Annotated in this window: 20 protein-coding genes; 8 read left to right on the top strand and 12 right to left on the bottom strand. The window is 73.7% G+C overall.

The window, feature by feature from the left end:
* On the top strand, positions 1 to 1,188 hold the full coding sequence (locus KSP35_RS16455) for an acyltransferase (protein WP_216996899.1): 1,188 nt from the start codon (positions 1 to 3) through the stop codon (positions 1,186 to 1,188).
* Here the strand turns inward: KSP35_RS16455 and KSP35_RS16450 are convergent.
* The gene (locus KSP35_RS16450) at positions 1,176 to 1,721 is read right to left on the bottom strand and encodes a hypothetical protein (protein ID WP_216996898.1); all 546 of its coding nucleotides are present in this window, start codon (positions 1,719 to 1,721) and stop codon (positions 1,176 to 1,178) included. The genes KSP35_RS16455 and KSP35_RS16450 overlap by 13 nt on opposite strands.
* Positions 1,722 to 1,849: 128 nt before the next feature.
* Between KSP35_RS16450 and dusB the strand changes: the two genes are divergently transcribed.
* The gene (gene dusB / locus KSP35_RS16445) at positions 1,850 to 3,016 is read left to right on the top strand and encodes a tRNA dihydrouridine synthase DusB (RefSeq protein WP_216996897.1); all 1,167 of its coding nucleotides are present in this window, start codon (positions 1,850 to 1,852) and stop codon (positions 3,014 to 3,016) included.
* On the opposite strand, the gene KSP35_RS16440 is transcribed toward dusB, so the two are convergent.
* From KSP35_RS16440 to KSP35_RS16425, 4 genes are all read right to left on the bottom strand, one after another.
* On the bottom strand, positions 3,000 to 3,623 hold the full coding sequence (locus tag KSP35_RS16440; RefSeq protein ID WP_216996896.1) for a nucleoside triphosphate pyrophosphatase: 624 nt from the start codon (positions 3,621 to 3,623) through the stop codon (positions 3,000 to 3,002). The two genes, dusB and KSP35_RS16440, sit on opposite strands and share 17 nt — an antisense overlap.
* A gap of 24 nt (positions 3,624 to 3,647) precedes the next feature.
* Positions 3,648 to 5,003: a hypothetical protein gene (locus tag KSP35_RS16435; protein WP_216996895.1), complete on the bottom strand. Its 1,356-nt coding sequence runs from the start codon at positions 5,001 to 5,003 to the stop codon at positions 3,648 to 3,650.
* 92 nt (positions 5,004 to 5,095) lie between these two features.
* Positions 5,096 to 7,348, bottom strand: coding sequence for a phosphoribosylformylglycinamidine synthase subunit PurL (gene purL, locus KSP35_RS16430; protein ID WP_216996894.1), 2,253 nt, complete (start codon positions 7,346 to 7,348; stop codon positions 5,096 to 5,098).
* Between the two features lie 52 nt (positions 7,349 to 7,400).
* Complete coding sequence (locus KSP35_RS16425; RefSeq protein ID WP_216996893.1) at positions 7,401 to 7,706, bottom strand: molybdopterin-binding protein; 306 nt, start codon at positions 7,704 to 7,706, stop codon at positions 7,401 to 7,403.
* Positions 7,707 to 8,015: 309 nt separating this feature from the next.
* On the opposite strand from KSP35_RS16425, the gene KSP35_RS16420 reads away from it, so the two are divergent.
* Positions 8,016 to 8,435, top strand: a complete 420-nt coding sequence (locus KSP35_RS16420; RefSeq protein ID WP_216996892.1) for a hypothetical protein — start codon at positions 8,016 to 8,018, stop codon at positions 8,433 to 8,435.
* Positions 8,436 to 8,441: 6 nt separating this feature from the next.
* Here the strand turns inward: KSP35_RS16420 and purQ are convergent, their stop codons facing one another.
* The 3 genes from purQ to KSP35_RS16405 are packed head-to-tail and all read right to left on the bottom strand — an operon-like array spanning position 8,442 to position 10,324.
* Positions 8,442 to 9,068, bottom strand: a complete 627-nt coding sequence (gene purQ, locus KSP35_RS16415) for a phosphoribosylformylglycinamidine synthase subunit PurQ (RefSeq protein WP_254126808.1) — start codon at positions 9,066 to 9,068, stop codon at positions 8,442 to 8,444.
* Between the two features lie 57 nt (positions 9,069 to 9,125).
* Positions 9,126 to 9,395 carry a phosphoribosylformylglycinamidine synthase subunit PurS gene (purS, locus tag KSP35_RS16410; RefSeq protein WP_216996891.1) on the bottom strand — a complete coding sequence of 90 codons (270 nt, stop codon included), beginning with the start codon at positions 9,393 to 9,395 and terminating at the stop codon, positions 9,126 to 9,128.
* Between the two features lie 41 nt (positions 9,396 to 9,436).
* Positions 9,437 to 10,324 carry a phosphoribosylaminoimidazolesuccinocarboxamide synthase gene (locus tag KSP35_RS16405; protein WP_216996890.1) on the bottom strand — a complete coding sequence of 296 codons (888 nt, stop codon included), beginning with the start codon at positions 10,322 to 10,324 and terminating at the stop codon, positions 9,437 to 9,439.
* 211 nt (positions 10,325 to 10,535) lie between these two features.
* On the opposite strand from KSP35_RS16405, the gene KSP35_RS16400 reads away from it, so the two are divergent.
* Entirely contained in the window at positions 10,536 to 11,420 is an 885-nt protein-coding gene (locus KSP35_RS16400; RefSeq protein ID WP_216996889.1) for a sensor domain-containing diguanylate cyclase, read from the top strand.
* 51 nt (positions 11,421 to 11,471) lie between these two features.
* Here the strand turns inward: KSP35_RS16400 and purB are convergent, their stop codons facing one another.
* Positions 11,472 to 12,845, bottom strand: a complete 1,374-nt coding sequence (purB, locus tag KSP35_RS16395; protein ID WP_217002258.1) for an adenylosuccinate lyase — start codon at positions 12,843 to 12,845, stop codon at positions 11,472 to 11,474.
* A 183-nt stretch (positions 12,846 to 13,028) separates the two neighbouring features.
* On the opposite strand from purB, the gene KSP35_RS16390 reads away from it, so the two are divergent.
* Positions 13,029 to 13,487 (top strand): hypothetical protein, encoded by a 459-nt coding sequence (locus KSP35_RS16390; protein ID WP_216996888.1) that lies wholly within the window; start codon positions 13,029 to 13,031, stop codon positions 13,485 to 13,487.
* A 13-nt stretch (positions 13,488 to 13,500) separates the two neighbouring features.
* Here KSP35_RS16390 and purE read toward each other — a convergent pair whose 3' ends face one another.
* The 3 genes from purE to KSP35_RS16375 form a co-directional block, all read right to left on the bottom strand.
* Positions 13,501 to 13,962 carry a 5-(carboxyamino)imidazole ribonucleotide mutase gene (purE, locus tag KSP35_RS16385; RefSeq protein ID WP_254126806.1) on the bottom strand — a complete coding sequence of 154 codons (462 nt, stop codon included), beginning with the start codon at positions 13,960 to 13,962 and terminating at the stop codon, positions 13,501 to 13,503.
* Between the two features lie 70 nt (positions 13,963 to 14,032).
* The gene (gene purD / locus KSP35_RS16380) at positions 14,033 to 15,259 is read right to left on the bottom strand and encodes a phosphoribosylamine--glycine ligase (protein WP_216996887.1); all 1,227 of its coding nucleotides are present in this window, start codon (positions 15,257 to 15,259) and stop codon (positions 14,033 to 14,035) included.
* Positions 15,260 to 15,275: 16 nt separating this feature from the next.
* Positions 15,276 to 16,613, bottom strand: a complete 1,338-nt coding sequence (locus KSP35_RS16375) for an adenylosuccinate synthase (RefSeq protein ID WP_216996886.1) — start codon at positions 16,611 to 16,613, stop codon at positions 15,276 to 15,278.
* Positions 16,614 to 16,736: 123 nt separating this feature from the next.
* On the opposite strand from KSP35_RS16375, the gene KSP35_RS16370 reads away from it, so the two are divergent.
* Genes KSP35_RS16370 through KSP35_RS16360 form a run of 3 tightly spaced genes read left to right on the top strand, consistent with a single transcriptional unit; the run spans position 16,737 to position 19,562 of the window.
* Complete coding sequence (locus KSP35_RS16370) at positions 16,737 to 18,008, top strand: sensor histidine kinase (RefSeq protein ID WP_216996885.1); 1,272 nt, start codon at positions 16,737 to 16,739, stop codon at positions 18,006 to 18,008.
* Between the two features lie 59 nt (positions 18,009 to 18,067).
* The gene (locus KSP35_RS16365; RefSeq protein ID WP_217002256.1) at positions 18,068 to 18,736 is read left to right on the top strand and encodes a response regulator transcription factor; all 669 of its coding nucleotides are present in this window, start codon (positions 18,068 to 18,070) and stop codon (positions 18,734 to 18,736) included.
* Between the two features lie 58 nt (positions 18,737 to 18,794).
* Complete coding sequence (locus tag KSP35_RS16360; protein ID WP_217002255.1) at positions 18,795 to 19,562, top strand: ABC transporter ATP-binding protein; 768 nt, start codon at positions 18,795 to 18,797, stop codon at positions 19,560 to 19,562.
* The last annotated feature ends 24 nt before the right edge of the window (positions 19,563 to 19,586 follow it).

The following is a 19,586-nucleotide window of genomic DNA, read 5'->3' as shown; positions in this document are numbered from 1 at the left end:
ATGGCGCAGGAGACGGCGGGGACCACGGCCGACCAGGTCGCCGACCTCATGGACCCGCCCACGCCCACCGTGGGCGATCGGGACCGCTTCATCGACTTCGTGCGGGCCTTCAGCCTGCTCGTGGTGGTGGCCTGGCACTGGGTGTTCACCATCATCATCTGGGAGGACGACGGGCCCCACGCCTCCAACCCCATCGGGTTCACCCACGGCCTGTTCATCGCCACCTGGCTGTTCCAGGTCATGCCGCTGTTCTTCTTCGTGGGCGGCTTCGCCCACTCCGAGAGCTGGGAGGCGGCCGAGGAGAAGGGCCGCTTCCGGACCACGCTGGGCTTCGCCTGGAGCCGAGCCGGCCAGCTGGCCCGGCCGGCGCTCGCCCTGGCGGCGGGCTGGTGGCTCATCGGCTCGGTGGCCGTCGCGGTGTGGGACGTCGACGGCGTGGGCCGGTCGGTGAAGCTGATCCTCAGCCCGCTCTGGTTCATCATCGTGTACCTGCTGCTGATCCTGCTGTTCCCCATCACCCACTGGCTGCACGAGAAGTTCGGTGCGCTGGTGCTGGTCTGGGGCGTCGGCATCGCGGTCATCGTCGACGTCGCCCGGTTCAGCCACGACGTGTCCTGGGCCGGCTGGGTGAACATGGTCGTGATCTGGGCCACCTGCCACCAGCTCGGCTACTTCTGGGAGCCGCTGGTGGCGGCCGGGCGCCGGGTGGCCTGGGGCATGGCGTGGGCCGGCCTGTTCGGCCTGGCGGCGCTGGTGGGCTCGGAGCTCTACCCCGGCTCCATGGTCGGCGTGCCCGGCGAGAAGGTCTCGAACATGGCGCCGCCCACCATCTGCATCCTGGCCCTGCTGCTGTTCCAGGCCGGGGTGGCGCTGCTCCTGCGACCGTGGGTGCTGCACCGCCTGGAGACCTCCAACCGGTGGGCCACCGTCAGCGAGGTCATCAACCGGTTCTCGCTGCCGCTCTTCCTGTTCCACTCCACCGGCATGGCCCTGTGGGCGGCGTTCGGGCACTTCGTGCTCCACGACGAGCAGGTGCGCCGTCCGGACCTGCAGTGGTGGCTCACCCGGCCGCTCGCCTTCGTCGGGCCCCTGGTGCTCACCCTGCCGATCATCTTCGTGCTCGGCCGCCAGTACGTGAAGAAGCGACCGCCGAAGGCGACGTCGGCGCCCACGCCTCAACCGGCGTAGGGGATCCCGCAGGACCGCGAGGCCGTGGCCAGCCGGCCCCGGAGCGCCTCGGGCACCTCGTCGCCCTGGAGGCTGGCCACCAGCAGCTGGCGCACGAACCCGTCGTCGAGCGCCTTGGTGAAGCAGGCCCGGGCATCGGCCTCCTGGCCGGCCGCCATGCCCGTGCGGAAGGTGGCGAAGGCGTCGGGCACGCAGCGCTCCAGCGCCGCCACCACCCGGCCGGCCTGCTCGGGCGGGAGGTCGAGGCGGCCCAGCACCAGGTCCTGCGCCTCGAGGTCCTCCGGTCGGAGCTCGCTCGCCGCGAGGTGTCGGGGGCCGATGTCTCGCACCCAGGCCTTGGCGGTGCACGCCGCCCCCGCCTTGCTGAGCTCGAAGTTGCCGCCCTTCGCCGCGAGGCCCGCGGCCAGCGAGCGGGTGTAGGCATCGGCGCTGGCCACCGGCGGCGTGGCCAGGCCGTCGCTCCCCTTCGAGCCCGAGCAGGCGGCCAGCACCACCACGAGCAGGGACAGGGCGGCGAGGCGGCGCGGCGACATCGGGGGCTCTCGGGACGGCGACGGGCCGCGGGCTCGCGGTCCACCCAGCAAGGAGCCGCCGCCCGACGCGCCATGACGGGCGTCCCGGTGGTGGCACCGGCGAGGTCGTCTGGCAGCCTGGACGGGCCATGTCCGACGTGCTCGAGACCCCCACCGCCGTCACGGCGCCCGCGCGCGCCCCGCTGCACATCGGGCCGCACGAGGTCTGGCCCCCGGTGGTGCTCGCCCCCATGGCCGGCGTCACCAACGCCCCGTTCCGTGCGCTGTGCCGCTCGCAGGGCGCCGGCATCTACGTCAGCGAGATGGTGGCGGCCCGCGGCTTGGTCGAGGGCCACGAGAAGACCCACCACCTCGCCCGGTTCGGCCCCGACGAGTCGCCCCGGTCCATCCAGCTCTACGGCACCGACCCGGCCATCTTGGGCCAGGCCGTCAGCAAGCTCGTCAACGAGCTGGGTGCCGAGCACGTCGACCTCAACTTCGGCTGCCCCGTGCGCAAGATCACCCGCCACGGCGGCGGCTCGGCCCTGCCCTGGCGCCGCCGGCTGTTCCAGGACGTCGTGCGGGCTGCGGTCGCGGGCGCGGGCGACGTGCCGGTCACGGTCAAGCTCCGCATGGGCATCGACGACGACCACCTGACCTACCTCGACGCCGGGCCCATCGCCGAGGCCGAGGGCGTGGCCGCCGTCGCCCTGCACGCCCGCACCGCCTACCAGGCCTACTCCGGCGTCGCCGACTGGACGGCCATCACCCGCCTCAAGGAGGCGGTCACGTCCATCCCCGTGCTCGGCAACGGCGACATCTGGGTGGCCGCCGACGCGCTCCGGATGGTGGCCGAGACCGGCTGCGACGGCGTGGTGGTGGGGCGCGGCTGCCTCGGCCGGCCGTGGCTGTTCGGCGACCTGGCCGCGGCGTTCGACGGGCGCCACGTCGACTCGGCCCCACCGGTGGGCAAGGTGGTCGAGGCCATGCGGGACCACGCCCGCCGCCTGGTGGAGTGGCACGGCGAGACGGTGGGCGTGCGGGACCTGCGCAAGCACGTGGGCTGGTACCTGCAGGGCTACCCCGTGGGCCCGGCCGCCCGCCGGCGGCTGGTGGAGGCCGACTCGCTCGAGCAGTTCGAGGAGCGCCTCGACGAGCTGGACCCCGCCGTCGAGCTGCCCGTCGAGTCGATCGGGCTCCCCCGCGGCCACCAGCACGGCCCCAAGCCCATCACCGTGCCCCAGGACTTCTGGCGCGACCGCGACGACCCCACGCCGCTGGGCGTGGCGGCCGACGCCTTCAGCTCGGGAGGCTGACGCCGGCGCCGGCCAGGAGCCGGCGCACGGTCGCCAGGCCGAGGCCGATCACGTTGTCGCGGTCGCCCTCGATCGAGGCCACGAAGGCGCCGGCCCCGCCCTGGATGCCGTAGGAGCCGGCCTTGTCGAGCGGCTCGCCGGTGGCGACGTAGCGGTCGACCTCGTCGTCGTCGAGGGCGCGGAACTCGACCGCGGTGGCCTCGACCTCCACATCGAGCGAGGAGGCCGGGCCCAGCCCGGCGCCCCCGATCGAGCGCCGGGCGACGGCGACACCGGTGAGCACGACGTGGCGGTGGCCGGACAGCCGGCGAAGGACCGCTCGGGCCTCGGCGGCGTCGGCCGGCTTTCCGAGCACCTCGCCCTCGAGGACCACCACGGTGTCGGCGGCCAGCACCACCACGTCGGCCTCGGGTGCGACGTCGAGCGCGGCCTGGGCCTTGCCCACCGCCAACCGCCGGACCAGGTCCTCGGCGGCCTCGCCCGGAAGCGGGGTCTCGTCGATGCCGGCGGGCCGCACCGTGAACGCCACGCCGAGCGACGCGAGCAGCTCGCGCCGGCGGGGTGACCCCGAGGCCAGGACCAGGGGCGGTTCGACGTCAGCGGCCATGGGCCGACGCTACGGCGGAGCCGGTCAGCCGGTGTAGGTGGGCGAGCCCGGGAGCGCGGTGGCCGCGGTGGCCGGCGTGGCCGGGCCGGCGCCGCCCGAGATCGCACCGGGCTCGAGGCTGACCTCGACGGGATCGACGGCGAACAGGGTGGGGCGGCCGCGCACGCCGTCGCACGTGGGGACGAGGTAGTAGGCCCCGGGCGTGGCCGGCACCAGCACCGGGTGGGCGAAGTCGTCGGCCAGGGGCACCTCGGACAGGGTCGCCCCGTAGGGGTCGGTCACCTGCAGGCCCGAGGCCTCGGAGCGGCACGCGAAGTCGACCACCGCGAACAGGGTGCTGCCCGGCCGGTGGCCGCCCGAGGACAGGTCGAGCACCTTCGCGCCGGTGGCCGAGGTGGTCTGCTCGCTCGGCAGCAGTCGATAGCCGGTGGTGGCCGGATCACCGCAGTCGGTCCGGACGGCGACCCGGGCCGGGCCGCTCGGGCCCGTCCAGGTCGCCGAGAACGTGCCGTCGGCGCGCACGGTCGTGGTGAGGTGCGCCGCCACGTGGCCGGCGGAGTTCTGCGGGGGGCCGGGCTGGAACCCGTTGCCCTGCGACTCGCCGGAGACGTCGAGGGTGACTCGGTCGCCCGGACCGCAGCCGGTGCCGCCGTAGGAGCGGACGCCGGTGATCGGGTCGTAGCCCACCGACAGCTCGCCCAGCTGCGGCCGGGGCACCACGGTGAGGGCGAAGGGCGGCGACAGCAGCTCGAAGGCGCCGGAGGTGCAGGACAGCTCGCCGGAGAACGATCCGGCGAGCTCGTCGTAGAGGTAGACCTCCACCACGAACCGACCGGCGGCGTCGACGGACTCCTGCTGCTGGTAGCGCACCGTGCCGGTGTCGTCGCTGAGCCGGACCTGGGCGTCGGCGCCGGGCGGGCAGCCCCCGCCGCGCACGACGAAGAGCTGGCCGCCCTCACGGGTGGCCGGCGCCGGGTCGAGCACCGGTCCCGGCCAGGCCGGCGAGCCGGCCATCACGTCGACCGGGACCGGGTCGTAGGTCGTCGTGGTGCTGGTGCCCGAGCCGGAGCACCGGCCGACCAGGGTGGCCGGCTCGGTCGGGTCGACCCAGGCCGGCACGGTGATCGTGACGACGCCGTCGGCGTCGGGCGCCACGCCGCGAGCGGCCCGACGGGAGGTCGCGCCGGTGCCCACCACCAGGCTGACCTCGGGGTGCTGCTCCACCACCCGGTGCTGGCTGAGCGGCGGGCAGCCGGTGGCCACGCGGAGGGGTTGGCCGATGGGGACCGTCGTGGTCTCCGGCGCCAGCTCCCGCACGGGGGCCGCCCCCGCCGACGTCCCGCTCACCAGCGGGAGCGCGCCCACCACTGCGGCCGCCACGCCTGCCCACGCCTGCCACCGCTGTCGAGTCGCCACGGACACCAGAGCCCTGGCGCCGGCGGATCGTTGGGTCGGCCCTGGGGCCGTCCCGATCAGGCCTGCGTGGTGCCGGCGCCGAGGGCGTCCGGGAGGCGATCCCGCCAGGTGGCGGTGAGGTCGGCGACACCGACCTCGACCAGCGTCCCGTCGGGGCCGGAGAGGGCGAAGCGGTCGCCCCCGGCGGTGCCCAGGGCGACGGCAGGCACCTGCGCGCCGGCAGCCGCGGCCAGGACGGCATCGACGTGGTCGGCGGCCACGGCCACCACCACGCGGGACGGCGCCTCGGCGAACAGGTGGGCGGTGCCGGGCAGGCCGGTCACGTCGACGCCCACGCCGGAGCGGACGCTGAGCTCGGCGAGGGCCACGCCGAGCCCGCCGGAGGAGGCGTCGTGCACGCCGCTGAGCACCTCACCGGTGACCAGGTTGCGGACGAGGTCGGCCACCCGGCTGTGGAGCTGGGGGTCGAAGGCCGGCAGCGCACCGCCCTTGCTCCCGGCCGCCCACGCCTGGGCCGAACCGGCCAGCGACGGGGCCGGGCCGGCGAGGTCGTCGCCCAGCAGCAGGAGCTGGTCGCCCTCGGCCAGGGTGACCCCGGGGGGCCGGCGGGTGAGCTCGTCGACCACGCCGAGCAGGCCGATGACCGGGGTGGGGTCGATGTCGGTGCCGCGGGACTCGTTGTAGAGGCTGACGTTGCCGCCGATGACCGGGAGGCCGAAGGCGAGGCAGGCCTCGCTCAGCCCGTCGACCGACTCCGAGAGCTGCCACATGACCTCGGGGTGCTCGGGGTTGCCGAAGTTCAGGCAGTTGACCACGGCCATGGGGCGGGCCCCGACGCACGCCAGGTTCAGGATGGACTCGGCCAGGGTGAGGGCGGTGCCCTGGCGGGGGTCGACGGCGCACCAGCGGTGGTTGCCGTCGGTGGTGAGGGCCAGGCCCCGACCGGTGTCGACGCCGGTGGTGGGGTGCTTGAGCCGCAGGACCACGGCATCGCCGCCCGGGCCCTCGACGGTGTTGAGGAAGAGCTGGTGGTCGTACTGCGACGACACCCAGGTGGTGTCGTAGAGCAGGCCCAGCAGCGCCTCGGTGGCATCTGCGGCCGTGGGCGCCGCCGGGGCGTCGCTCTGGCGAGCGGCCCGGTCGGCGGGCTCGGCGAGGGGGCGCTCGTAGACGGGCGCGGCGTCGTGGAGGCTGGAGGCGGGCACGTCGGCCAGGACCTCGCCGTCGAAGCCGTCTACGATGCGCAGCATGCCGACGCCGTGCTCGTCGGGGTCGGTGACCTTGCCGACCACGGTGGCCAGGACCTCCCAGCGCTCGCAGAGCCGCAGCACCTCGGGGAGGTCATCCGGGGTGACGATGGCCAGCATCCGCTCCTGGGACTCCGAGGTCATGACCTCGAAGGGCTCCATGCCGTCTTCGCGCCGGGGCACGGCCGAGACGTCGAAGTCCATGCCCATCTTGCCGTTGGCCGCCGTCTCGCTCGCGGCGCAGGTCAGGCCGGCACCGCCGAGGTCCTGGATGCCGACCACGAGGCCGGCGTCGAGCAGGGCGAGGCAGGCCTCGATGAGGCGCTTCTCCTCGAACGGGTCGCCCACCTGGACCGCAGGGCGCTTGTCCTCGCTGCCCTCCTCGAAGCCGGCCGAGGCCAGCACGCTGACGCCGCCGATGCCGTCGCGGCCGGTGGCCGAGCCGAGCAGGACGGCGAGGTTGCCGGTGCCGGTGGCCTTGGCCAGCACGAGCCGCTCGACCGGGAGGATGCCGAGGCACAGGACGTTGACCAGCGGGTTGCCCTTGTAGCACTCGTCGAAGACCACCTCGCCGCCGACGGTGGGCACCCCGACGGAGTTGCCGTAGCCCGAGATGCCCGACACCACGCCCTCGGCCACCCAGCGGCTGCGGGGATCGTCCAGCGGGCCGAAGCGCAGCGGGTCCATCAGCGCGATGGGCCGGGCGCCCATGGTGAAGATGTCCCGGAGGATGCCGCCGGCGCCGGTCGCCGCGCCCTGGTAGGGCTCGATGAACGACGGGTGGTTGTGGCTCTCGATGCGGATGGCCGCGGCGATGCCGTCGCCCACGTCCATGACGCCGGCGTTCTCCCCGGGGCCGACCAGGACGCCCTCACCGGTGGTGGGCAGCCGACGGAGGTGGACCTTCGACGACTTGTAGGAGCAGTGCTCGGACCACATCACCGAGTACATCGACAGCTCCAGCCGGTTCGGCTCCCGACCGAGGATCTCGATGATGTCATCGAGCTCGGTGTCGGTGAGCCCGAGGGCCCGGTGGATCGGCGTGGCGTCGGCGTCGGTCACGGGGCGAGGCTACCGGCCGGGGCCGACGGGCCAGGAAGCCGGCGCGGGCCGCTCAGACCTCGATGACGACGCTGGTGGCCTTGACGCTCGCGGTGGCCACCATGCCCGGCTCGAGGCCCAGCTCCTCGACCGCTTCGCGGGTGAGCAGCGACACCACGCGGAACGGTCCGGCCTGCAGCTCGACCTGGGCGACGAGGCCCTCGACGGCGACCCGGGTGACCAGCCCGGTGAAGCGGTTGCGGGCCGAGCGGGCCGCGGCGGGGGCCGCCTCGGGGGCGTCGGCGTGCTCGGCGAGGTACCGGGCCAGGTCGGCGCCGTCGACGGAGCGCTGGCCGCCGGGCGAGCGATCGCCGGCCACCTCCCCCGGTCGAGCAGGCGGCGGACGGTGTCGACGCTGACGCCGAGGAGCTCTGCGGCCTGGCCCAGGCGCAGGTCCGTCACGGCAGGACTTCCGACTTCTGGCTCCCGGTCACCCCGGCGACGTTAGGCACCGGGGCCGCCCGGCGCGGTTGTTCGAAAACCGATGCTTCGCCTATCGGCAATTCAACCGTCGGTTTGAGGAGAAATGTCCACCTGGGCTGATGCGCATGTCAGGAAAGGAGCGATGCCTGGAGATACCGTGGGTCGCTGACTTGTACGAATCAATGGAACGTGCTTTCCTGAACCGATGGCCCCCAAGAAGAAGCCCGCCCGCTCCATGTCCGACGAGCACAAGGCCGCCCTGGCCGAAGGCCGTTCCCAGGGTCGCGCCGTGCGCGTGTACCTCGAAGCCCTGGCCGCCAACAAGCCGAAGCGGGGCCGCAAGCGGACCACCGAGAACGTGAAGAAGCGCCTCGAGGCGGTCGAGGTCGAGCTGCTCACCGCCGACCCCTTGAGCAAGCTCCAGCTGACCCAGGAGAAGTTCGACCTCGAGTCCGAGCTGGCCGCGGCCGACGGGCCCACCGTCGACCTCGACGCGCTGGAGGCCGGCTTCGTGGAGGCCGCCGCCGGCTACGCCGAGCGCAAGGGCATCAGCTACGCCGCCTTCCGGGCCGTCGGGGTCTCCCCCGCCGTGCTGCGCAAGGCCGGCGTGCCCCGCACCGCCTGATCCTGCTCAGGTCGGCGCCGCGGCCCCCGCGGCGGCGTCGACCAGCGAGCGCAGCAGCGGCACCCCGTCGGCCGAGCCCAGCAGCGCGCTGCTGGCCCGCTCGGGGTGGGGCATGAGGCCCACCACGTTGCGGCCGGCATTGGTGATGCCGGCGATGTCGTCGACGGACCCATTGGGGTTGTCGACGTAGCGCACCACCACGCGATCTTCGGACTGCAGCTCCGCCAACGTCTCGGCCGAGCAGGTGTAGTTGCCCTCGAAGTGGTTGATGGGCACCCGCAGGATCGATCCGACCTCGGCGCCGGTGCTGAGCACCGATGCCGTCGTCTCCACCCGCAGCTCCACCGTGGTGCACAGGAACTTGAGCCCGCGGTTCTTCTGCAGCGCACCGGGCAGCAGACCGGCCTCGGTCAGCACCTGGAAGCCGTTGCAGATGCCCACCACCGGGCCGCCGTCGGCGGCGAAGGCCACCACCGCACCCATCACCGGCGAGAACCGGGCGATGGCGCCGGGGCGCAGGTAGTCCCCGTGGGCGAAGCCTCCCGGGACCACCACGGCATCGACGCCGCGCAGGTCGTCGTCGCCGTGCCACAGGATCTCGGCCTCGGCGCCGAGGGCACCGACGGCCTCCATGACGTCGAGCTCGCAGTTCGAGCCCGGGAACTGGATGACGCCGATCCGGGGGGGCCATCAGCTCCCCTGCGCGGCGTCGGCCGCCGTGATGGTGACCGTCGAGTCCTCGATGACCGGGTTGGTGAGGAAGCGCTGGCACAGGTCCTCGACCTCGGCGCGGGCGGCGCCCTCGTCGGCGGCCTCGATGGCGAAGCGGATGGCCTTGCCGACCCGCACCCCCTTCACCCCGTCGAAGCCGAGATGGGGGAGGGACCGCTCGATGGTGGCGCCCTGCGGGTCGGCCACCCCCTCGCGAAGCGACACCTCGACCTGCACCGAGAACAGCATGGGGCCATCTTCGCAGACGCCGGAGGCGCCGCTGGAACCCGCTACTGGACCCCGGGCCAGTCGGCGAAGGTGCGGCCGGTGACCCGCTCGTAGGCGTCGACGTAGCGGGCGCTGGTGGCGGCCACGATGTCGTCGGGGAGGGCGGGCGGCGGCGGCGTCTTGCCCCAACCGGTGGCCTCCAGGTGGTCGCGCAGCGGCTGCTTGTCGAAGGAGGGCGGCGTGGAGCCGGGCGCCCAGTGCTCGGCGGCCCAGAAGCGCGACGAGTCCGGCGTGAGGACCTCGTCGGCCAGGATCAGCTCGCCGTCGATGAGGCCGAGCTCGAACTTGGTGTCGGCGATGATGATGCCCCGCTCGGCGGCCCACTCCGAGCCCCGGCGGTAGAGCTCGATGGACACGTCCCGGGCCTTCTCGGCCAGCTCGCGGCCCACGATGTCGACGGCCTGCTCGAAGCTGACGTTCTCGTCGTGGTCGCCGACCTCGGCCTTGGTGGACGGGGTGAAGACCGGCTCGGGCAGCTGGGAGGACTCGAGCAGCCCCTCGGGGAGCGCCGTGCCGTGCATGGTGCCGGAGGTGCGGTACTCCTTCCACGCCGAGCCGGTGAGGTAGCCCCGCACGATGCACTCGATGGAGAGCATGTCGGCCTTGCGGCACAGCATGATCCGGCCCGCCAGGTCCGGATCGGGGTCGTCGTAGGGCACGTCGGCCAGGTCGGTGGAGAGCAGGTGGCCGCCGACGATGTCGGCGAACTGCTCGAACCAGAACGCCGACATGGCGGTGAGCACGCGGCCCTTGTTGGGGATGGGCTCGGCCATGACGACGTCGAACGCCGACATGCGGTCCGAGGTGACCATCAGGAGGCGGTCGTCGCCGGCGTCGTAGATCTCGCGGACCTTGCCGGAGGACAGGTGGGGAAGGGGGTTGGCAGCCATCGGCGGCGAACCTACCAAGGCCTCGCCGGCCGCTTCGACCTCGTCCGGTGACGAAGGTGTCATCCGGGCGGGGGCCGGGTACCGAACACCCTCGTGCCCACCCCTCCGCTCCCCCCCGACGAGCAGGGACGCCTCGACGCGCTCCACCGCTACGGCATCATCGACGAGCCCCCCCACGCCGGACTTCGACGGCCTGGTCCGCCTGGCCTCGGTGGTCACCGGCGCCCCCGCCTCGGCGATCAACCTGATCGACGCCGACCGCCAGGTTAGCTTCTCAACCGTCGGCCTCCAGCGGCGCTCGGTGCCGCGGGACGACTCGATGTGCAACCACGCCATCAGCGAGGGCGCCTCCATCTACGTGACCGACGCCCGCGACGACGAGCGGTTCGTCGACAACCCCTTCGTCACCGGCGAGATCGCCGAGCTCCGGCTCTACGCGGCCGCCCCGATCACCACCCCGGACGGCCACGCCATCGGCAGCCTGTGCGTGGTGGACACCGAGGTCCGCGCGCTGACCGCCAACCAGCGGGAGGCGCTCGACGACCTCGCCGCCCAAGCCGTGCAGCTCTTCGAGCTGCACCGCCACGCCGACGAGCTCACCGCGACGCTCACCGAGCTCGACCACCTCGCGGCCCACGACGCCCTCACGGGCCTGGCCAACCGCCGCCGGTTCACCGGCGTGGTCGACGGCCGGCTGACCTCCGACACCGGCCCCGCCGGTGACCTGCTGGTGTTCGGCGACCTCGACGGCTTCAAGGCGGTCAACGACGAGCACGGCCACGCCGCCGGCGACGAGGTGCTGCGCGTGGTGGCCGACCGGCTGCGCGCCGCGACCCGCCCCGAGGACCTGGTGGCCCGGCTGGGCGGCGACGAGTTCGCCGTGCTGTGCCCCGACACGCCCGCCGACCACGCCGACGGCCTGCTCGACCGTCTCCGGGACGTCGTGGCCCAGCCCATCACCGTCCACGGCCAGCCCGTCTCGGTGGGCTTCAGCATCGGCAGCGCCCGCGCCGCCGAGGGCGACGACATCGACGCCCTGCTGCGCGAGGCCGACGCCGCCATGTACGAGGACAAGCGGGCCCGCGCCGGCCGCTGACCACGAGCCAGCGGACCGCGTGGCGGCCCAGGGGCCCCTCGGCCCGTCCGGCTAGAGGATGTCGCCCGGGCGGTACGCGGCCGCCTCGGGGTCGGCGGCGGCCAGGCGCCCGACCTCGGCCACGAACGCCGCCACCTGGCCGGTGGCGTTGCCCACGAAGGTGATGGGCTCGGCCACCACGCGGGCGAGGTCGTCCGGGGTGAGGCCGAGGCGGGGGTCGGCCGCCAGGCGCTCGAGGAGGTCGTTGCCCTCGGCCCCCTCCTCGCGCATGCCGAGCGCCACCGCCACGGCGTGCTCCTTGATGGCCTCGTGGGCCGCCTCGCGCCCGGCGCCGTTTCGGACCGCGGCCATCAGGACCTTGGTGGTGGTGAGGAACGGCAGGTAGCGGCGCAGCTCGCGCTCGATCACCGCCGGGTAGGCGCCGAACTCGTCGAGCACGGTGAGGATGGTCTCGAACAGGCCGTCGGCGGCGAAGCACGCATCCGGCAGGGCCACGCGCCGGACGACCGAGTCGCTCACGTCGCCCTCGTTCCACTGGTCGCCGGCGAGGTGGGAGACCATGGCCAGGTGGCCGGAGAGGATGGCGTGGAAGCCGCACACCCGCTCGCAGGAGCGGGAGTTCATCTTGTGGGGCATGGCCGAGGACCCGACCTGGCCGGCCTTGAACCCCTCGGTCACCAGCTCCTGGCCGGCCATGAGGCGGATGGTGGTGGCCAGGCTGGCCGGGCCCGACGCCGCCTGCAGCAGCGCCGACACCACGTCGAGGTCGAGCGACCGGGGGTACACCTGGCCCACGTTGGTGAGGGTGGCGCCGAAGCCGAGGTGGGCGGCCACCCGCTGCTCCAGCTCGTCGGCGGCCTCGCTCGAGCCCAGGAGGTCGACCATGTCCTGCTGGGTGCCCACCGGGCCCTTGATGCCGCGGAGCGGGTAGCGGTCGAGCAGCTCGTCGACGCGCTGCAGGGCCACCAGGAGCTCCTGGCCGGCGTTGGCGAAGCGCTTGCCCAGGGTGGTGGCCTGCGCCGGCACGTTGTGGCTGCGGCCGGTCATCACCGCCTCGGCGTGCTCGGCGGCCCGCTCGGCCAGGCGGACCAGCGTGGCGAGCATCCGTCCCCGCACCAGCACGAGGGCGTCGCGGACCTGGAGCTGCTCGACGTTCTCGGTGAGGTCGCGAGACGTCATGCCCTTGTGGATGTGCTCGTGGCCGGCGAGGGCGCTGAACTCCTCGATGCGGGCCTTGACGTCGTGGCGGGTGATCCGCTCCCGCGCCGCGATGGAGCCCAGGGTGACGGTGTCGACCACCGCCTCGTAGGCCTCGATGACGCCGTCGGGCACCTCGACGCCCAGCTCCTGCTGGGCCCGCAGCACCGCGATCCACAGCTTCCGCTCCAGCACGATCTTGTGCTCGGCCGACCAGAGGGCGACCATCTCGTCGCTCGCGTAGCGGCCGGCCAGGACGTTGGTGATCGTGGGCTTCACGGCGTCGACCTTACGAGGTCGGCTCCGGCGGACCCCCAGGCGGCGGACCGGCCGAAAGTTCGGTTCGCCCCTTCAGGATCGGGCCCCACCTGCCGACAGAGGAGGTCTGGACCCCCTGGACGGAGACCTGCGGTGAACCACTGCCTGCGCCACTACGAAGAAGCGATCGCCGGCGTGTGCCGCAGCTGCAACCAGCCGTTCTGCACCCGTTGCCTGGTCTTCGCCTTCGGCGCCAAGAAGCCGCCGTACTGCGTGGGCTGCGCCCTGCACGCCTCGGGCATCCGCAACGGGGTCCGCCAGGTGGCCGCGCCGCCCGCCCCGGCCATCGAGCCGGCCCTCGCCGGCGCCGCCGCGGCGGCCCCGGCCACCCAGGACCGCCGCATGGAGCGCGCCCTGCGGCGCGCCGAGCGCGACGCGGTGAAGGCCGCCACCAAGGCGGCCCGCAAGGCCGCCCGCAAGCCCCAGAAGGGCCTCGACATCGGCGCCCCGCCGCTGCTCGACGCCGAGGCCGTCCGGGCCACCCGGGTCCCGGCCCCGAGCGCGCTGATGACCGCCTCGGGCCACGCCGCCGGCAGCACCCACCCCGTCTGAGCGGGGCCTCGGGTCAGACGACCGCGGCGCGAGCCTCTCGGTCGGCCACCAGGGCCTGGGCGAGCTCCGCGTCGCTGACCGCCAGGATCTGCACGGCGAGCAGGGCGGCGTTGACCGCGCCGTCGACGGCGACGGTGGCCACCGGGATGCCCTTGGGCATCTGCACCGTGGCGTAGAGGGCGTCGACGCCGTTGAGGGCGCCGCCCGAGAGCGGCACGCCGATGACCGGCAGCGTGGTGTGGGCGGCGGCGGCACCGGCCAGGTGGGCGGCCATGCCGGCCCCGGCGATCACCGCGGCGTAGCCGGCGTCACGGGCCCCGCCCACGAACTCGGCCACCTTGGCCGGGGTGCGGTGGGCGGACATCACGTGGACGTCGGCGGTGATGCCGAAGCCCTCGAGGGTCTCGGCCGCGGGGGCCATCTTCGGGCGGTCGTTGGGCGACCCCATGATGATCGCCACCTTGTACTCGGTCACTGCACGCTCCTCGGGCCGTCGTCGGGACCCCCGAAGGTAGGCGGGCGCCGGTGCCTCGGGCGAAGCGAGGTCAGGTGGCGATGTCGGTGCGGTGGTGCTCGCCGGGCCAGCGCACGTGCGCCAGGGCGCCGTAGGCCGTGGCGCGGGCGGCGGCCGCGTCCGGCCCGCGCCCGATCACGTTCAGCACGCGGCCGCCGGCGGTGACCAGCCGGCCCTCGTCGTCGAGGCCCACGCCTGCGCCCAGGACGGTCACGCCGTCGACGGCACGGGCGGCATCGAGGCCCTCGATCACGTCTCCGGTCCGGGGCGCCACGGGGTAGCCCTCGCTGGCCGCCACCACCAGCACCGCGGCGTCGTCGGCGAAGGTCGGGGCCGGGACGGCCGAGAGGTCGCCGTCGGCTGCGGCGACGAGCAGCTCGACCAGGTCGGAGGTGAGGCGGAGGAGCACCACCTGGGAGTCGGGGTCGCCGAAGCGGATGTTGTACTCGAGCAGCTTGGGGCCCTCGGCGGTAACCATGAACCCGGCGTAGAGCACGCCTCGGAAGTCGATCCCGCGGGCGCGCAGGGTGGCCAGGGTGGGCTCGATGAAGCGCTCGGCGACATCGGCCTCGAAGCCGGGGGCCAGGAACGGCAGCGGCGACCACGCGCCGATGCCACCGGTGTTGGGGCCGACGTCGCCGTCGCCCACCCGCTTCACGTCCTGGGCCGCCGGCAGGCACACCGTCCGCGTGCCGTCGCACACCGCGAACACGCTGACCTCGGGGCCGTCGAGGCCCTCCTCGATGATCACCCGGCGGCCGGCGTCGCCGAACGCGGTGCCGGCCAGCTTGTCGCGCACGTCGGCCTCGGCCTCGGCCAGCGAGGTGGTGACCAGCACGCCCTTGCCGGCGGCCAGGCCGTCGGTCTTCACCACCCAGGGGCCCGGCAGCTCCGCCAGGAAGGCCAGGGCCGGCTCGACCTCGGTGAAGGCGCCGTAGCGGGCGGTGGGCAGGCCGGCCTCCTGGGCCAGGTCCTTCATGTAGGCCTTCGAGCCCTCGACCTGGGCGCCGTCGGCACCGGGGCCGAACACCCGCACGCCGAGCGCCCGCAGCCGATCGGCGAGGCCGTCGACCAACGGCACCTCGGGCCCGACCACCACCAGGTCGACCGAGCCGTCGGCCACCAGCTCCTCGACCGGCGTGGCCACCGATCCGGGGATCAGCGGGTTGCCCGGCGTGACCACCACCTCCGCGGTGCGGCCCAGCACGACGGCGAGGCCGTGCTCGCGCCCGCCCGATCCGACGACGACGACCTTCACCTGGTGACCTCCCGGCTCAGCCGGCGTTGCGGTGGACGAACTGCTCGCGCCCGGGGCCCACGCCGACGAGGGTGACCGGCACCCCGACCTGCTCCTCCAGGAAGGCGAGGTAGGCCTCAGCCGCCGCGGGGAGCTGGTGGGTCTCGGTGATCTCGGTGAGCGGCGTGTTCCAGCCCGGCAGCTCTTCGTAGATGGGCTTGGCGGCGTGCAGGTCGCTCTGGTGGTACGGCAGGTGGGTGACCCGCTCGCCGTTCACGTCGTAGGCCACGCACACCTTCACGGTGTCGAGGGTGTCGAGGATGTCGAGCTTGGTGATGGCCAGCTCCGACAGGGAGTTCAGGCGCACCGCCTGGCGCAGCATGACGGCGTCGAACCAGCCGGGACGGCGGCGGCGACCGGAGTTGGTGCCGTACTCGCGGCCCACGTTGACGAAGTGGTCGCCCAGCGCCACCTCGGCGTCGTCGGCCAGGGCCCGGTCCTTGCCGCCCACCGCCTCGCCGGAGATGGCCAGCTCGGTGGGGAACGGGCCGGTGCCCACGCGGGTGACGTAGGCCTTGGCCACGCCGATCACGCGGTCGATGTAGCGGGGCCCGACGCCGGCGCCGGTGCAGACGCCGCCGGCCACCGGGTTCGAGGAGGTCACGAAGGGATAGGTGCCGTGGTCCAGGTCCAGGAAGGTGGCCTGGGCGCCCTCGAAGAGCACGTGCTCGCCACGCTCGAGCGCCTCGTGCACGAACGAGACGGTGTCGGCGATGTGCGGCTCGAGCCGGGGCCGGCACACGTCGAGGTACTCGTCGGCGATCTCGCCGGGGTCCAGCGGGAGCTGGTTGAAGACCTTGGCCAGGATCGCGTTCTTCTCCTTGGCCAGCACCTCCAGCTTCTCGCGGAAGATCTTGGGGTCGAGGAGGTCCTGCACCCGCAGGCCCACGCGGGAGGACTTGTCGGCGTAGGCCGGGCCGATGCCGCGCTTGGTGGTGCCGAGCTTGGACTTGCCCAGGCGGCGCTCGGTGAGGCGGTCGATCTCCTGGTGGTACGGGAGGATCAGGTGGGCGTTGCCGCTGACCTTGAGCCGCGACGGGTCGATGCCGCGAGAGCTGAGCATGTCCATCTCGGCGATGAGCACGCGAGGGTCGACCACCACGCCGTTGCCGATGACCGGGGTGATGTGGTCGTAGAGGATGCCGCTGGGGCACAGCTGCAGGGCGAAGCTCTCGCCGTCGACCACCAGGGTGTGGCCGGCGTTGTGGCCGCCCTGGAAGCGCACGACCAGCTGCATCTCCTTGGCCACGAGGTCGGTGAACTTGCCCTTGCCCTCGTCACCCCACTGGGTACCGACCACCACGGTTGCTGACACGTCGGGCGACACTAGTGGCCGGGGGTGGCGGCACCGGCGGCCGAAACGGGTCCGACCGGGGGTGGAGGCGTGACCGTCCCCTGGGAGGACGACGCCCGGAGGAGGCATCGGTACCGTGCGGGCGTGGACCGCCCTGCCCCGACCTCCACCCCGTCGCCGACCACGGCCGCGCCCGGTCCGGTGCGGGCCTGGCTGCAGGCCGACCCGTTCCGGGCCGACGCCATCTTCGGCGCCGCGTTCGCGGTGCTCAGCGTCCTCACCTCGCTCAGCGTGGAGGTGCCGCCGGACATGCGGGGCCCCTCGGGCTGGTCCCACGCCCTCGGCGTGGCCTCCGGCCTCGGCATCGCCCTGCGGCGCCGCCACCCGTCGGCGGCCATGACCATCGCCGGCGTGGCCGCCGCCATCGCCGGGATCGGGCACTTCACCGCGCCGCTGCCCCCGTTCGCGGTGCTCGTGACCCTCTACTCCGAGGCGGCCTACGGGTCCCGGCGGCAGTCGATCCTGTCGCTGGCGGGGACCATGGTGGTGGTGGCCTGCGTGCTCAGCAGCTACTGGCCCGAGGTGACCTGGGTCGACGTGGTGTCGAACTACTCGCTGTTCACCATCCCTTGGTTCCTGGGCGACAACCTCCGCACCCGGCGGGCCCTGGAGGTTGAGCTCGAGGCCCGGGCCCGGCGCGCCGAGGAGGATCGGGCCGGGGCCGCCGGCCGCGCCGTCGCCGCCGAGCGGACCCGCATCGCCCGCGAGCTGCACGATGTGGTGGCCCACGCGATGGGGGTGATGGTGATCCAGGCCGGTGCCGCCCGCCGGGTGCTGCGCCGCCAGCCCGACGACGCCGAGGCGGCCGTGGCCACCATCGAGTCCACGGGGCGCGAAGCCCTCTCGGAGATGCGCCGGTTGGTGGGCGTGCTGCGCGAGAACGCCGGCCTGGCGGATCGGGCCCCGCAGCCGTCGCTGGAGCGGATCACCGACCTGGTGGCCACCTCCTCGGTGCCCGACCTCCCCATCACCCTCGAGATCGTCGGCGACCCGCGCCCGCTCCCGGCGGGCGTCGACCTGGCGGCGTACCGGATCGTGCAGGAGGCGCTCACCAACGCCCGCCGCTACGCCGGCCCGGCCCGGGTGCACGTCACCCTGGGCTACGGCCCGGACTACCTCACCGCCTCGGTGGTCGACGACGGCCGCGGCGCGGCGGCCAACGCCCCGCTCGGCGACGGCCCTCGCCACGGGCTGGTGGGCATGCAGGAGCGGGTGTCGCTCTACGGCGGCACGCTGCGCGTCGGGCCCCGGGCCGGGGGCGGCTTCGAGGTCCGCGCCTCGCTGCCGCTCGACCGCCGCCCCGCCACCGCCAGCCCGAACGAGCCGGCCCTGGGTCCGGCCGGGCTGGCGACGTGACCGGCCCCATCCGCGTGCTGGTCGTCGACGACCAGGCCCTGGTGCGCACCGGGTTCCGCATGATCGTCGACGCCGAGGACGACCTGACCGTGGTGGGCGAGGCCGCCGACGGCTTCGAGGCCGTCGAGGCGGTCCGCAGCCTGCAGCCCGACGTCGTCCTCATGGACATCCGCATGCCCCGCATGGACGGCATCGAGGCCACCGCGGCGATCACCGGCACCACCGCCGGCGGGACGGGCGAGGCCGGCACCGCCTGCACCCGGGTCCTGGTGGTCACCACCTTCGACCTCGACGAGCACGTGTACGACGCCCTGCGCCACGGCGCCTCCGGCTTCCTGCTCAAGGACACCCCGCCCGAGGACCTGGTCCGAGCCATCCGTGTGGTAGCCGCCGGCGACGCCCTCCTGGGACCGAGCGCCACCCGGGTGCTGGTCGAGGCGTTCACCGCCGGGCCCGGCTCGCCGACCACCGCCGAACCACCCCCGGCGCTCGACACGCTCACCGACCGTGAGCGCGAGGTGCTGCTGCTCGTCGCCGGCGGGCGAACCAACACCGAGATCGCCGCGGACCTGGTGGTGTCGGAGACCACCGTGAAGACCCACGTCGGCCGCATCTTCGCCAAGCTGCAGCTCCGGGACCGGGTCCAGGCCGTGGTCCTGGCCTACGAGCACGGCTTGGTGGTCCCCGGATCGGGTACGTCGGGGTCATCCTCCGGGATGACACGATGATCGACCCGAAGTCCGATGACAGCACCACCGCCCCCAGACCAGGATTGACGCCATGACCATGACCAGCACCCCGCCTCCTCCCCCGCCCGCCTCGGCCGGGGGCGCCGTCGCCGCCCGGGCCATCGACGCCCACAAGGTCTACGGCGAGGGCGAGACGGTCGTGAAGGCCCTCGACGGCGTCACCGTCGACTTCGCCGCCGGCCAGTTCGCCGCCATCATGGGCCCCTCCGGCTCCGGCAAGAGCACCCTCATGCACTGCCTCGCCGGGCTCGACGAGCTCACCAGCGGCAGCGTCTGGATCGAGGGCACCAACCTCACCGAGCTCCGCGAGAAGGACCTCACCCGGCTGCGCCGGGACCGCGTGGGCTTCGTGTTCCAGGCCTTCAACCTGATCCCCACGCTCACCGCCGAGGAGAACATCACCCTCCCGCTGTCTCTGGCGGGCAACGACCCCGACCAGGCGTGGTTCGACGAGGTCGTCAAGACCGTCGGCCTGGCCGACCGCCTCCAGCACCGCCCGAGCGAGCTCTCCGGCGGCCAGCAGCAGCGCGTGGCCGTGGCCCGCGCCCTGGCCTCGAAGCCGGCGATCATCTTCGCCGACGAGCCCACCGGCAACCTCGACTCCCGGGCCAGCGCCGAGATCCTCGGCTTCATGCGCCGAGCGGTCACCGACTACGGCCAGACCATCGTGATGGTCACCCACGACCCCGTCGCCGCGTCGTACGCCGACCGGGTCCTGATCCTCGCCGACGGCAACATCGTCCACGAGATGCTCGAGCCGACGACCGACTCCGTCGTCGACTTCATGAAGACCTTCGGCGACTGACGGGGCCCCCGCCCCCGTCGCTTC

This window comes from Aquihabitans sp. G128, from assembly GCF_019048865.1.
In the GTDB taxonomy this organism is placed as follows: domain Bacteria; phylum Actinomycetota; class Acidimicrobiia; order Acidimicrobiales; family Iamiaceae; genus Aquihabitans.
Note: the sequence above shows the minus strand (reverse complement) of the source record. Positions and strands in the feature narration are given on the sequence as shown.

Excerpts from the sequence above, each read along its gene's own strand:
- KSP35_RS16440 (WP_216996896.1), bottom strand. The coding sequence starts at position 3,623 with ATGGCCGCTGACGTCGAACCGCCCCTGGTCCTGGCCTCGGGGTCACCC.
- KSP35_RS16420 (WP_216996892.1), top strand. The coding sequence starts at position 8,016 with ATGGCCCCCAAGAAGAAGCCCGCCCGCTCCATGTCCGACGAGCACAAG.
- KSP35_RS16450 (WP_216996898.1), bottom strand. The coding sequence starts at position 1,721 with ATGTCGCCGCGCCGCCTCGCCGCCCTGTCCCTGCTCGTGGTGGTGCTG.
- KSP35_RS16405 (WP_216996890.1), bottom strand. The coding sequence starts at position 10,324 with ATGGCTGCCAACCCCCTTCCCCACCTGTCCTCCGGCAAGGTCCGCGAG.
- purS (WP_216996891.1), bottom strand. The coding sequence starts at position 9,395 with ATGCTGTTCTCGGTGCAGGTCGAGGTGTCGCTTCGCGAGGGGGTGGCC.
- KSP35_RS16360 (WP_217002255.1), top strand. The coding sequence starts at position 18,795 with ATGACCAGCACCCCGCCTCCTCCCCCGCCCGCCTCGGCCGGGGGCGCC.
- KSP35_RS16365 (WP_217002256.1), top strand. The coding sequence starts at position 18,068 with ATGATCGTCGACGCCGAGGACGACCTGACCGTGGTGGGCGAGGCCGCC.
- purQ (WP_254126808.1), bottom strand. The coding sequence starts at position 9,068 with ATGGAGGCCGTCGGTGCCCTCGGCGCCGAGGCCGAGATCCTGTGGCAC.
- purB (WP_217002258.1), bottom strand. The coding sequence starts at position 12,845 with ATGGTCGCCCTCTGGTCGGCCGAGCACAAGATCGTGCTGGAGCGGAAG.
- KSP35_RS16455 (WP_216996899.1), top strand. The coding sequence starts at position 1 with ATGGCGCAGGAGACGGCGGGGACCACGGCCGACCAGGTCGCCGACCTC.
- dusB (WP_216996897.1), top strand. The coding sequence starts at position 1,850 with ATGTCCGACGTGCTCGAGACCCCCACCGCCGTCACGGCGCCCGCGCGC.